The 12906-nt window shown below is 42.7% G+C and carries 16 protein-coding genes and 1 pseudogene; 8 read left to right on the top strand and 9 right to left on the bottom strand.

Annotated elements, in window-relative coordinates:
- Positions 1–102 precede the first annotated feature (102 nt).
- The 6 genes and pseudogenes from BMX14_RS10305 to BMX14_RS10285 form a co-directional block, all read left to right on the top strand.
- Entirely contained in the window at positions 103–366 is a 264-nt protein-coding gene (locus tag BMX14_RS10305; protein WP_092676442.1) for a PAAR domain-containing protein, read from the top strand.
- A 2-nt stretch (positions 367–368) separates the two neighbouring features.
- The gene (locus BMX14_RS10300) at positions 369–1172 is read left to right on the top strand and encodes a TagK domain-containing protein (RefSeq protein ID WP_092676440.1); all 804 of its coding nucleotides are present in this window, start codon (positions 369–371) and stop codon (positions 1170–1172) included.
- 37 nt (positions 1173–1209) lie between these two features.
- Positions 1210–1695, top strand: coding sequence for a type VI secretion system baseplate subunit TssE (locus tag BMX14_RS10295; protein ID WP_092676437.1), 486 nt, complete (start codon positions 1210–1212; stop codon positions 1693–1695).
- Positions 1696–2119: 424 nt separating this feature from the next.
- Positions 2120–3181, top strand: a complete 1062-nt coding sequence (locus tag BMX14_RS10290) for a hypothetical protein (RefSeq protein ID WP_092676435.1) — start codon at positions 2120–2122, stop codon at positions 3179–3181.
- A 99-nt stretch (positions 3182–3280) separates the two neighbouring features.
- Positions 3281–3466 (top strand): LysR family transcriptional regulator, encoded by a 186-nt coding sequence (locus BMX14_RS16440; protein ID WP_177173130.1) that lies wholly within the window; start codon positions 3281–3283, stop codon positions 3464–3466.
- A 169-nt stretch (positions 3467–3635) separates the two neighbouring features.
- Positions 3636–4295: pseudogene (locus BMX14_RS10285) on the top strand (alkylhydroperoxidase domain protein); the annotation flags it as partial.
- 175 nt (positions 4296–4470) lie between these two features.
- Here BMX14_RS10285 and BMX14_RS10280 read toward each other — a convergent pair.
- From BMX14_RS10280 to BMX14_RS10240, 9 genes are all read right to left on the bottom strand, one after another.
- Positions 4471–4932, bottom strand: a complete 462-nt coding sequence (locus tag BMX14_RS10280) for a hypothetical protein (RefSeq protein WP_230527428.1) — start codon at positions 4930–4932, stop codon at positions 4471–4473.
- 912 nt (positions 4933–5844) lie between these two features.
- A complete protein-coding gene (locus BMX14_RS10275; RefSeq protein ID WP_143056409.1) occupies positions 5845–6294 on the bottom strand; it encodes a hypothetical protein in 450 nt (149 codons plus the stop codon).
- 9 nt (positions 6295–6303) lie between these two features.
- Complete coding sequence (locus tag BMX14_RS10270; protein WP_092676429.1) at positions 6304–6798, bottom strand: lysozyme; 495 nt, start codon at positions 6796–6798, stop codon at positions 6304–6306.
- Between the two features lie 480 nt (positions 6799–7278).
- On the bottom strand, positions 7279–9606 hold the full coding sequence (locus tag BMX14_RS10265) for a primase-like DNA-binding domain-containing protein (protein ID WP_092676426.1): 2328 nt from the start codon (positions 9604–9606) through the stop codon (positions 7279–7281).
- Between the two features lie 11 nt (positions 9607–9617).
- The gene (locus tag BMX14_RS10260) at positions 9618–9944 is read right to left on the bottom strand and encodes a DUF5375 family protein (protein WP_092676423.1); all 327 of its coding nucleotides are present in this window, start codon (positions 9942–9944) and stop codon (positions 9618–9620) included.
- A complete protein-coding gene (locus tag BMX14_RS10255; RefSeq protein ID WP_092676420.1) occupies positions 9941–10165 on the bottom strand; it encodes a hypothetical protein in 225 nt (74 codons plus the stop codon). The genes BMX14_RS10260 and BMX14_RS10255 overlap by 4 nt, the downstream gene beginning before the upstream one ends.
- Positions 10162–10698, bottom strand: coding sequence for a host cell division inhibitor Icd-like protein (locus BMX14_RS10250; RefSeq protein ID WP_092676417.1), 537 nt, complete (start codon positions 10696–10698; stop codon positions 10162–10164). Before BMX14_RS10250 ends, BMX14_RS10255 begins: the two co-directional genes overlap by 4 nt.
- A 7-nt stretch (positions 10699–10705) precedes the next feature.
- The gene (locus BMX14_RS10245) at positions 10706–10909 is read right to left on the bottom strand and encodes a hypothetical protein (protein ID WP_092676414.1); all 204 of its coding nucleotides are present in this window, start codon (positions 10907–10909) and stop codon (positions 10706–10708) included.
- Positions 10906–11169 (bottom strand): helix-turn-helix transcriptional regulator, encoded by a 264-nt coding sequence (locus tag BMX14_RS10240; protein ID WP_092676411.1) that lies wholly within the window; start codon positions 11167–11169, stop codon positions 10906–10908. Before BMX14_RS10240 ends, BMX14_RS10245 begins: the two co-directional genes overlap by 4 nt.
- Before the next feature lie 551 nt (positions 11170–11720).
- Here BMX14_RS10240 and BMX14_RS10235 point away from each other — a divergent pair.
- Complete coding sequence (locus tag BMX14_RS10235; RefSeq protein ID WP_092676408.1) at positions 11721–12434, top strand: phage polarity suppression protein; 714 nt, start codon at positions 11721–11723, stop codon at positions 12432–12434.
- Positions 12434–12709 carry an ogr/Delta-like zinc finger family protein gene (locus BMX14_RS10230; protein WP_092676404.1) on the top strand — a complete coding sequence of 92 codons (276 nt, stop codon included), beginning with the start codon at positions 12434–12436 and terminating at the stop codon, positions 12707–12709. The genes BMX14_RS10235 and BMX14_RS10230 overlap by 1 nt, the downstream gene beginning before the upstream one ends.
- Positions 12710–12906: the final 197 nt, after the last annotated feature.

Raw genomic sequence — 12906 nt, 5'->3', positions numbered from 1 at the left:
CCGACGCCGACGGACACACCAGAACCATCAGATACCTTTTATCCACCACCCTGAGTAGTAGGTAACTAATTGAATTTAAACATTATATAAAGGAGGTAAACTATGCTACCAGCAGCCAGAGTAGGCGATGCTATTTGCCATGGGGGAGCCATCGCCAGTGGTTCATGTAATGTAACCATTAACGGACTCCCTGCAGCCATGCTTGCCGCGAGCGCTACTGTCTGTGGATTGCATGGCGGTGCGGTCATTGCCAGTGGATCGGGAACGATAACTATCAATGGCTATCCGGCCGCACGTATGGGTGACATTACTGCCTGTGGATCCAGTGTTTTGACAGGTTCAGGCAACGTGTTTATAGGCCAATAACGATGCAGCTGCGTTTAGACTGGCCTCTACCGCGCTTAAGTGGAAGTCCTCAGCCGGTTATATTGCCTGAGAGGACGGGGTACTTCTGTCTGCTCGGTGCAAAATTTATTACCGCCCTCCCCGGAGGGCATCATGACATTTTGCATATTGAACGAACAGAGTTTTCAGTTGTACTGACCTGCCATAGTCAGCGCTATCAATGCCTCGTTAACGAAGTAGCCCTGCAGCCAGATGAACCGGTTACGCTGCGACCGGGGATGATAATTCAGGCCGGCCAATTTCTGTTTAGCGTTAACGCTAAGAATAGGGGCACGGCGCCGGAAGCGGCAAAGGACGAACTCGTAGAGGTAATATCGCTGCTGCCCCATGGCGGACACTATACGGGCTGGCAGACGGTAAACAGTAATGATAATAACTTAATAGATAATGATGATATTTTGCGACAGCTAAACCGCGAATATAAATATTATTTACTGTGGGGGGAGAGTGATTCATCCGGAGAAAATAAAAATAAACCGCGACAGGATTACATTCTTAAGAGTGACGACGAGCTGTTTCACAGCATTGAGCAAGTAAAACACAAGACAGTCTCTGAATGTGTTTTGAATACACCAGCCCTCATTAGCCGTATCATTAAGGAGCTGACTGAATCTTCCGACCTGATCGAGCCTGAGTGGGTAGAAGAGTCTTCGCCTGATATTCTTGCTGTGCTAGCACCCGAGCATCTCAAGAAAATTAAGCGCAGTGATATTTCAGAACTTACCTACAGCGAGCTGCATAAGCTAGGACTGTCCAGTCATCTCTAGGGTCGGGATATGATAATTATCTTGAGGTGTAATAATAATGTTAAATAATAAGTCTTACCCGCCGTGCTTACTTCAGCGCTTACTGGATGATGAGCCGCGCACTCTGGCTGAAGCCTGGGGGAAGTTTGAGTTTGATGAACGCAGAATGCGAGCGCTAATTCAGGAAAATATTGCCGATATTTTGAATACAGTGAACAGTGAGAGTGCGGTAAACAGTGAGCGGTATCCCTATCCTGCGGCTTCCGTAGTGAATTTTGGTGTAGCTTCAATGGTGGGAGAGTATTCCATGGCCCAAGGATGGAGTCAGCTTGAACAGCAGATCCGTGAGGCAATTATTCGATTCGAACCGCGTATCGCCGCTGAAACACTGGTAATTTCACTTTTGGGGGATATTCAGTCACCTGCCTGTAATGGGATTATTCACTTTGAAATCAGAGCACTGGTTCAAATGAATTCATACTCTTTTGGCCTGCGTCTTAACGCACATTACGATATCGAGAACGATTCGGCGTTAATAAAATGAGTATGAAAATTTTACTTTTACACTCGACGGTCCAGACTAATTTTTATAAAGGTACTCTACGCTGAGTATCCTTTCGGTGGGATATTACGGTATAGAAACCGAGAAATTGGGTGAATGTTTACTAAATCGATCGATTATCAGGGTGAAAAAGATCTCGGCCTGTTTTTCTACAGACCCAGTATCGGAGAATCAGTTCCGAATCTTTAATTTGGAAACTGCAAATAAAGTAGATGACGTAAAATATCATGGTATATATTAACACCCATTGGTAATAACTCCATCGTATCGTCAGTAAGTAAGTACTAACTTTGTAATTGAATTCTACTTTATTAAATGTTAAGTCTCTTAAGGATTAATTTATTTTTTTGTATTTTATATTAGTGAATTTATGTGAAAAATAGCGTAGAGAATATCAGGAATTATTATGACAGTGTGGATTACTAAAGCAGATGTACCAGAAAACTATTACACCATATCGAGTGGGTATATAGCTAATAGAGATATGGCTTATTTTTCTTCGGATCTTGGAGTTAAACCGCTAAAATACAATACTAATTGTATTAGAAATGCGTCTAAAGTTTCAATTGAGGGTATAATCGAAAACGTTCTTTCGCCGATATCACCAGGTGATATCGTTTTTGTCCAATTCCCAACATGGCTAGATTATGGAATTGAAAGTTTATTAATAAAAAAACTGATAGCATTATCTGATGTTAAAGTTTCTCTAGTCTTATGGGATGTTATCGCCTGGCTTTTTGATGACAGTGACAGAGATTTTACTGGAGATAACGAATTTCAATTAATGAACCAATGTCAACTAGTCATTTCGCCAAACGAAAAAATGACTGATCGCCTAGTAAAAGACGGGGGTATAAAAACAAAAATCATCAGCATGGGCCTTTCAGATTATTATTGTGAAGTTCCACCTTCCTTCAAAAAACAATTCAAAAAAGAGCTAACATTTGTTGGATCGCTTAATAAAACGGATTTTTCTAATTATGATGGGAGGTTTTTGATAAACTTAATTGGGAATCCAAATGATCTGACAGAAGAGGAAAGGAATCAAAGTAATTTAAATATTATGGGAGAGTTGAATAATAGCGATATTCCTGGCCAGCTTAACGCAGGGTTTGGCTTGGTTTCTTATCATAATAGCAACAAAAGAGTAGAAAAAAGTTATTTTGGTGGCGCTGAAAGATATGGCCAATTCAATAACCCTTTTAAACTTTCACTTTATCTAGCATCTGGGCTTCCTGTTATCGTTGATCGCTATTCACCGCATGCTGAACGTATCAAAAAAGATGGGTTGGGATTGGTAATAAATGAGCTGAACGATATTAATGAAGTAGTAGGTTCTATTGATGAATCACAATATAATCGCATGGTTGAAAATGTCTGGAATTACTCTCTTAAACTAAGATCTGGTTTTTTTTCTAATAATATATTAAGGAAGGCAATACTATATCTTTCAGATGGAGGTGATTAATATTATGTTTTTTGGTAATTAACAGTAGGGGGGACGGATACATTGATTTTTTTAAAAAGTCATGATAAGTGTAAACGTCGTACTGTTAAGGTGCTTTTATTGGAAATACCGGTATCGACGGTGAGCGACCGCGTTGCTATGTTGGAAAAACGCCTCTGGTTGTCGTTGCTTCAGAGAACCACTCGGCAATTACCTCTGACGGATGCGGGTAAACACTATTTTGAGCATGCTGTTAAGGGATTAGTACATATCTTTGATGCGGAATCCTCTATTCTGATGCGATAGGAGAACCTTGTGGTGCATTAAAGGTTTCTGCTCCGTTCGATATTGGTAATCCACTCTTTACCACCATTATCGATGAAATGAATGAACGTTAGCCGTGTTTCAACATGGCAAACTACTGGAACAGGGGAAAACGACCGAGTTGATAAGCCACCGTCAGTACCCGTACACGGCTGGACGTTGGCACATGCAGTCGCGAACCGCTGGAAATTGGCGTGCTCCCCAAGCCTTCACCCGTAAAGAGCTTAGATGGGAGCCGTTGCTACCGCCTAAACCTTTTGATGCGTTTACTGAACAGCAACAACAGGTACTGATTCGCTTTGGTCATCAACATTCCGACTATTTTCTGTTATTGGGTCATAACCAGCCAGTACTAGAGCAGCGGACGTTAATCGATAAAGGTATTTTCTATACCCCGGGCGGTCTGAGCCGCGCCGAACGTGAGCAGGCGGCAACCGTAGTGAGTAAGGTCAATGGCTGCATTTATTGTGCCTCAGTCCACGCGAGAAAAGCGAGTCAGCTCTCCAAACAACTCGAAGAAATTACGTTACTGTTGCAGGTACAACCGGGGGGTATATTATCCGCTGGACAGTCCGACCGCTGGCAAGCGGAGATTGAGGCCGTCGCCGCATTATCGCTGACGCCGCCGCGTTTAACCCAAGCGCACCTGCACGCATTTCAACGCCACTCGTTAACGACCCTAGAAATCACCGATCTGATTCAGTCAGCGGCTTTTTTTGCTTGGGCAAACCGTTTGATGCTGACACTTGGCGAACCCTTTATCCCGGAACAGGAAGCGGTTGAAGGTGTGCAAAAGGTGAAGAGTGCGTGAGGGGAAGACAGTGCCTAATTCGGGAGGATACAGTTTAAACGCGATGATGGGTGAAGAATAAATATTAGCTTGTTTTCTGAGATTGATAGGCACCAGAAAGTCCGCAGGACGTTTAGGCCTTGCGGGCTTTTGCTATTTAGGGGAATTGTTTGCTAAGGGTCTGGTGGGCTAAATCTTATGAGTTGTTTAGCGGCGAACGGGTAATATCTATATATTTTCTTAATCCTAGCGGACGGCTTACGCCCTGAGGATCAGTAAAAGGCAGTTTAATCGTGGCAGAAGCCAACACTTTTATTGTCCATGCAGTGTCACCGGTGAAGTGGAAGCTTACTGAACGGGGAAAAACCTTCAAGTTCTCGAAGTGCCCAGTAGAGTAAGCGCCACCTATAATTATTTTGTCTATTACCCCTCGAGAGGTGTCGAAGAGTAGGACCGTCAGTAATTCCTCAAAAATCACACCATCCGTCACGAATAACAGGTAACGATGCTCATCAACCTGTATGGCCGCTTCGAGCACTTTTCCATGGATGGTTACCCCCGTTGACTTGCCATTCATCAGAACTTCGGAGCAAGCCTGGGCGGTATCTGTTTCTTCGCTGACTTGCGATAACGTTAGGCTAGTGACTACTTTCATCATTACTTCCACCAGTTGCCCATTTCCCATGCGGCTAAAGCACCGCCAGTAAATCCGCCTATTAATACACTAGTGTATTTCCAGTAAAATAATAACAATCAATTTATAAGGGTGATTTTTTATGCTGAATGATAAGTTTTTTAGTGCATTATTATTGTATTAAGGAGTGGTTGGGGATTATCTTGGATCTTCCCAGCGAAATAAAAAGGAAGGTATTTAAGTAAAGTTGTGATGAGATTTAGTCGGCTTTTAGTTCTAAATATGGATGCACCATAATAATAATACGTTTTTACCATAATTTGGCACACACCAATTATCTCTGGATTCAGGCGGATCTTCTCGGAAGATTACAGACACCTAAAAGCCCGCAATACTTACGCCTTGCGGGCTTTTAGGACTTCACCCAATGACTCTGGAATCATCTTCGAGGGCTGGCGGAAATTGATTTAATATTACAGTGCATTGTTATTAAAGTATTTTTTCTTAAATTCAACTTTCATTGTATACCTAAGCGTATACCAATCTATTTCTATCAAGGGCGAAAGTATGAATTGATAAGCTGGATTTTCTAAACATAAAATAATAAATTAGTTTTTTTACAAAAATCCTACACGTTGTCCACATCTGGTGATCTCTTCATGTTTTTCATATTGTTAAAGGGTGAGGAAAAGAGTCAAGAGTGAACAATCTTTTTCCACCTCTGGTGAAAAATATAGTTGATTCTATAATATTAATGTGGTGTTGGCTGTTTATTGTTTAAGAATTAGTTTAATGAAATTGTTAAAAGCTGTCCGTTATTTGTATGCTTTCATATGTTAATAACGTAATGAATTGAATTTTATTGATAATTTAAGATGGATGGTTCACAAAAAGACCTCCACTATTCTTTAATAGCATACTGAAGGTTTTTTATCTTTAATTATTTATTTGCATTATCTTTATTTGAAATTTACTGCAATCACTTACAGTGCATATACCTCCAAACAATATTTCCCCAGATTGACCAATCATGATTCCAGTATCTTTTATAAATAAATCGGAGTATTTTTGATTGATTAATTTTCCTACTAAGTTTTTAGTGAATATTGTATTGTACTTGAAAATGAACTCTTCTCTATTTTTAATTTCTATTTCTTTATGGCCTACAGTGACAGTAATTGGATACTCTACCATTGATGCAATGGTTTTTTTATCATTTTTTAAAGCTGATTTCTTCAATTTTTCAAAAAAATCGTGATATTGTTTATGTGTGTTTTTTCCCATAAGAAGATCCAATCGATTGTCAGTGTTTTTATCACTATTAGCTAACACTTCCTGCTGGGATATAAAAACTAAGAATAGCAATATTAATATTGATTTTTTCAACATTTCATCCTATTTAAAAGCAGAGGACTCTTCCAGCCTTCTGCTGTAGAGAGCGGGAAGCAGGCGAGGTGGGCCTACTTTCTTTCCATTTTTATCATGGTTAAAAACATAAACATATTTTAGCATACTTTTACGAACACCATCCATATCACCTCTGTTAGCTAGCTCCATTACAGGTGAAGGATCAGATACATTGTAACTAAATGATATTAATCCATCAAATTGAGCTTGAGTGAGAGGATGCTTATTTACTTTTCTCCTTAGATATCTTTCAAGTTTTTGCACATGCTTAGCCAATGCATTATTAACGTCAGTGCTTGATACCGATTGTTTGAGCTCTTCTTCCGTACAAATCCCAAAATGAGCAAGGGTGCCTACCCCCCAAGTACAATTTCCAGCACGTGGGCCCAAGTCATTGTAGTAATGGTATCGCACACCCTCGCGGGTTCTTAACTGGCTATAACCGGAAGAGCTGAACGAAAGCGAATCATTTATACCAGACATACTGTTATTTTCCCTTAATGTGAAATCTAAATGCGAAAATACTAATCTTCATGCCCTATAGGCCAATGTTTTAAATATCTAAAAACAATCTGTTAATTTAATAATTCCGATGGTATGCAAGACAAGGAAATCATATATATTTGTTTTAAATCTTGATCTATATCAAATTCATTTGATTCGTTCCAATACGATTTGAATTTTAGGATTTTTAATAGATTGGTGATTATTAATTGTCGTTTTTATTCATATATACAAGCCCTTTTCTATCGATTAGGGTCAATGTGAATTTATGAGAGAATTTTTTCTGAATGTAAAAGAAAAATTAGTTTTTTTTATGAAAAATCCTACACACTGTACACCTTTGGTGTTTTCTTCTTATTTTTCATATTGTTAAAGGGTGAGTGATCGGGTGAAGAGTGAACAATCATCCTACACCTTTACAGCAGGTATAAAAAAAACCGGCTTTCGCCGGTTCGGATACTACAACATGGGTTCATCGCGTTTTGGCAACCAATCGCCGTTGCTCTCTTCTTTCAAGTCTAAATTCGTCTGTATACCGTTCTTTGTCCGGCGACTGACATACTTAAACCCATATTCTCGCAAGATGCTCTCTAATGCTTGGCTAAAACTCTTCATGCTTAACGGATTACGAAAGTTATTCGCTTCCATAAAGGTTAAGTAAGCGTGATAGAGGTAGCGTCTTGGCTGCATCGGTCTAATACTCGCATTGCCCATATAAAGCCCAGTTGCTTCCGGCGTAGAAAAGAGGTATCCGCAAAAATCAGCCATTGGATCGGCTTCGCGCTTAATGCCTATCGCCTCCGGTGAGTTTTGGTGATTCTGTAACAGGGTTTTTGCTTGATTGGGATCAGCAAAACGTTTCATTAGCTGGCGAACGATGATAGGTAGCTCTTCACGGATTTTGTCGGCGAGTTGGTGATCGCGTTCGCGGGCAGGAATTATCTGTGCGAAATGCAATATCACACGACGGCGTGAAATACCTCCGCTGCGATCGGTAAATCGCATCGGGTTATTATTACTGGCGATGATAACCGCTGGAATGTGAGCGGAATACGCATCTTTATATTTAGGGTCAACCGAGACGGCATCGCCCCCTGTTATCGCTTTAATCCCCGCGCCATCACCTGACCATTTCTCTTGGTCAGGTAACAGGATGAGTGAACGCCCCACGATTGGCGCACGTTCGCGCGATAGCTCCAAGTTTTCGATTTTTGCTGAGAAGGTATTGTCCTTACCTGCCAGCATAGTGGCTATTTCACTTAACAGACTTTTACCCGTTCCGCCTGGTCCCGTTATCTCAAGGAATAACTGCCAGTCATAGCGGTTAGCGAGTACCATAAATAAGGCCGCTAAAATAACATCGCGCTTAACTGTGTTGTTTGCGGCGGCGAAGTTTAACCATTTCCAAAAATGAGGCGCATTAGTTTCTATCGACTCTTCGGGTAATGGCGTGGTGTAGGCGACATTATTGACGGTACGCAACCAGTTTTGACGCTGATGCGGTTTGAATGTGCCGGATTGGGTATCAAGGACACCATTAAGAAAGCCAATCAGTTGACGTGAAGGGGCTTTCTGCTGAGGTAGAATGAGTTTTAGCGTACTAATCAACGCAGAAATTTTACCTGCTGAGAACGATGCGCCAATCGCTTGATAGAGTTGCACAACATCGCGTTCAAATTGATTTCCGGTAATCACTTTCCATGCGCCCCCTTCATAGCGGCTGAGTATCTCGCCACTTTCATCAATCGCAAGGTTATTGTGGTAATGCTCTGCAATGGCTGTGGCTTTCGCATCAACACTCATCGCAGTAAACTCCGAAGAACTCATGATTTCAAAAGGGCTTTGCTTTTGAGTGAGAATAGCCTGACGTAATGCCTGTGTCGTCCTCTCAGCACCGTTCTCAATATAGGCATCATTCCAATCACCAAATAACGGTGGCAATGCCAGAGTCGCGTTAAACTCGTTAGCCGCTTTCTGAGCCTTTTGCTGTCCTACCTCGTTCAAGTCTCTGTCAGCGGCAATAATTAGCGGTAGGGTTGGATGCTTTTCTTTAATGCAGCTAGCCAGAGAAAGGAAGTTGGCAGACGAGAACGCGATCCACACTTGTTCGCCTGTGAGCTTATGTACGGTCAACGCCGTTGCATAGCCCTCAGCCAGCCAAATACGTTTCGCGGGCTTGTCAGCACCTAAGATGTGGCTTGCGGCTTTAATTTGACCGCCCTTTAAGGTGCGCTTTTCACCCTCGGCGTTAATCAACTGAACATTAACTAGCTCACCGTCCATGTTGTGCAGCGGGATAATCAAATCCCCTCGACGATACTGGGTTAGGGCGATTTTTTGCGCTTTACTCAATGTTAAACTGACGACTGATTGCCAGCCTTTGCGCGTTAAATAAGCGTTATTCTCCGACTCAATAGCACTACTCACAATCTCCTGCGCTATCTTTGCCGCTTGCGCCTGTAATTGCGCTTTATCATGAGTAGGTGTGGGCATTATGGTTGTAGGATTCGCTTCACACTCACCAATAACCTCTCTCACTCGGCGGGCAGCTTCGGTAATATCAACACTCAGATATTTAGAGGCCAACGCTAGCCCATCGCCAGCGCCGCATTGATTACAAATCCACGTTCCACGCTCGCCTTCATCATCAAAACGAAAGCGGTCTTTACCGCCACATAACGGGCATTTAGCGTGGCGATTTTTAATGAGATTTAAGCCCAACGCAGGGAATACCTGCGCCCAGCTACCCCGTGCCGCACTCGCGGTTTCCGATACAAAGTTTTTCATCTGAGGTCTCCTTAGTGAACGGTCACAGGTGCAGGGCTAATACGGCTGCTTAATTCATCCATCACAACATTGCCGAGAAAACTCAGGCAGGGTGTGGCGTTAACAGGCGTTGTCACCAGTAAATCATTCAAGAACGCACAGGCAATCTCTTGGCCTTGTTCCGTGCCGTATTGACGCAGATAGAAGTTCTCGAGTTCCATTTCAATGTAAGACTCAAGACGCACAAGGGTAAGGCGCAGATGGCGCTGTTGCTCATGACAAACAGTTAACCACGCACAGGCCACGGCGCGACGGGTTAACGCCAGTTGTAATGCTGTATTAGGAGATTGTGCTTTCATGACTTCACCTCTTCATTCATCCAATTGTCATGGCAGCGCGTCACCACGCCATCTAATTGTTCAGTCATAAGGAAAATGAGCGAGGCCAACTGGCTACGCTGTGACGGGGAAGGGAGTTGCTGCGCTTCTTGCTCGACGATACTCTCGTTAATAAAGCGCCCTGCATTTCGGATATGCTCAAGACACACTAGATCACGAGTAGAGAGGATGTGCTGACTCATGCGACACCTCCCGATACAGGTAAACGGGCGGCTAACGACAGAACGTATTCACGCACAAGCTGCATACGGGCGCTGCGTTCATCACAGGCAGTAATGCGAAGCATACAGACGCGAGCTTGGGTATCGATTCGACGAATAGCGGCAAAGACAAAGATAAAATTCGGGTGTGATAATACGGAAGGATTAGCCATAGCGACAATCTCCAATGAGTAGCGGTTATTGCCATCACTGAAGTTCTCACGCTTTGGTGATGGCCCGAACGGGGGTGAGAAACCGGCCTCAATGGATACCGGCCAGCCCGAAGGCTGCCCCGCCCGAGCCACCATAACTCTGTACGGATAACAGATAAAAATCTGCCGTCCTAAAATTAGGTGCACTAAGGCATAGACACAAAAAAAGACGCATGGCGCGTCTGGTGTCACCACTGAGTTACTCGGGTTCTCACGCCCGACTGTCGATTTTGCGACAGTGAAAATACTGTAGCAGAGAATCTCCTCGGCGTGCAAGCCGAGGAATGAAATAAATGAGGTCATTGCTACCTCAACAGTTCGTTAAGTCGGTAGAGTCCGGCATTGCGGATGTCTCGGCATCCTTAGAGCGTTTGACGGAAAAACGGTGCGATTGATTATTAAAGGTTTGAACGCCGCCAGTGCCATCTACCTCATGGGCAATTGATAAGGCGAGGTTCTTTGCTTCCTCAATCGACAATTTGTGTGTCTGGTTATCAATAAATAACGTAATCATTGTGCGCCTCCTTGAGTGCGCGCAGCCATACGCGCTTTTACCCACGCGTTAATTTCACTTTCAGGCCAAGCAACATTGCGACCACCGAGCGATACGTTTTGCGGGAAAGCGTCTTTGCGCATTAACTCGTAAATCGTGGCACGAGAAAGGCCGCTAACACGGATAACTTCAGGCAGGCGCATGAAGCGTTCTTGCACGGGTGAAGGCAAGGGAATTGCAGGTAATGGGGCTGAAAATGACGGCGATGATTGTCCTAACATGAGCTACCTCGTAATTGTCTATTAAGCACTAAGCACATCTCCCTAGCATCTGGTAGCTCTTTATTTTCAGCATATTTTAGGGGAAAGCAACAAGATCGGATTGTATGATTTTCCAAAAACAAACTTGTATCCAAATCCATTTTGCGCCGATTGGTATATATAACTAAATATGGATAAATATAACTATTTTGGATTTTTTATAATTAGTAATAGTGGTTGTTATATGAATTATTAATCTAAAAAAACGTTAATGAAGACATCAAGATAAGCCATCTATGAAAAAAGTTTAGGGTGAAGAGTGATGAACAATGGGTGAAGGATTATTTTCAATTGTTCACCCTATAACTCTATGTATTTACTATCTTTTCTTTAAAGGTGAACAATGGTGAACAATTATATAGAAACTTTAAATTGATTAAGCCCTTGGGAATCTTCCTTTGGCTAGCCAGAAAGGGAATTGTTTTATCGATAATACAATTTCATCTGCTCGAACCTTTGTGTCTGCTCCAGCACAATTAACTTACACAAAGTAAACTGACTGGAGCATGACCATGAGCACCCCACAAAACGACCTCATTAATTCTTTACCCGCCGCGACACAAAATGCCATTGCAGACGTTGAAAAGACAGAGAGCGCATGGTTAGCCGCCCGAGAAATTGAAAGTAAAGCGACTGCCCGTGTGGACACGATTAAAGCCCGCCGTAATGAGGCGGCTGCGAATGCTGAGGCACAAAATAAACGTTGGCATGAGTTGTTCCGCGCCAACGACGGTGAAATGACAAAAGAAATGCGAACACTCCGCTCAGAGGTAGCATTAGACCGCGAATCGTTAGAAGTATTCGATGAACTTATTTCGACTACTGAGGAAGAAATCGAGACTATCCCTTGGGATACTGCCGATAGAGCATTCGAATATATTGGTGCACACCGACATTTGAAACGAATTCGGGCCAACCAGCTCTGGGCCGAGTTTATGAGTCAGCATGGGGCGCAATTAACTCAGCTACTCACTCTAATGAATGAGACTTTACAGGGTTCGACTGAAAACCACTATGACGAGAAAAGCGCATTAACGAATTTTGTGAAAAATGAAATTTTGTCGCGTGCCTTTGGTAATGACGAGTTACCAAACGACCCTGCGTTTACCTTAGTCGGTCACTACCCCGCATCAGCTTCACATTATGATTACCGTAAAGGAGGAACACCTGCTGCAAGAAGTAAAATCAAAGCTCGCAGATTAATGAAAAAGCAAGGTGATAAATAATGGCGATAAAATGCCCCTTTTGTTTACAGATGTCGCATTGCCGTTCAAGTCAGTATCTATCTGATTCGGTGAAGCGGATTTATTACCAATGCAAAAACCTCGATTGCTCCTGCACATTTACGGCTTTGGAAAGTGTAGAGAAAATTATCAGCAAGCCAGAGCGACTAATAGAGGAGCAAACCGTCGAGGAAACAAAAATGCAGATGCGTAAAGGCCAATCATTAGGCCGTTACGGTTCATCATTTAATTTACCTGACCGACACGCTCAAAGCTAATCAATCCGTCTCTAATCTGACTCTCATTCTATCCCCAAGCCCAATTAAGTTGGGCTTTTTTTACACCTCCTTTCTCTGGCTAGCATTTTTTCCTTGAGTGCATGTCTATGCTGCATGAAAACGCATGAGTCTCATGCACTCAAATTCTCTCTATAGCCCTTGGTATATGGGCTTTAGTATAAAATCACAGGTGCATG

The sequence above is a fragment of the Rosenbergiella nectarea genome (genome assembly GCF_900111105.1).
GTDB lineage: Bacteria > Pseudomonadota > Gammaproteobacteria > Enterobacterales > Enterobacteriaceae > Rosenbergiella > Rosenbergiella nectarea.
The sequence above is the reverse complement of the archived record's forward strand: the minus strand, read 5'-3'. Positions and strand labels throughout refer to the sequence as shown.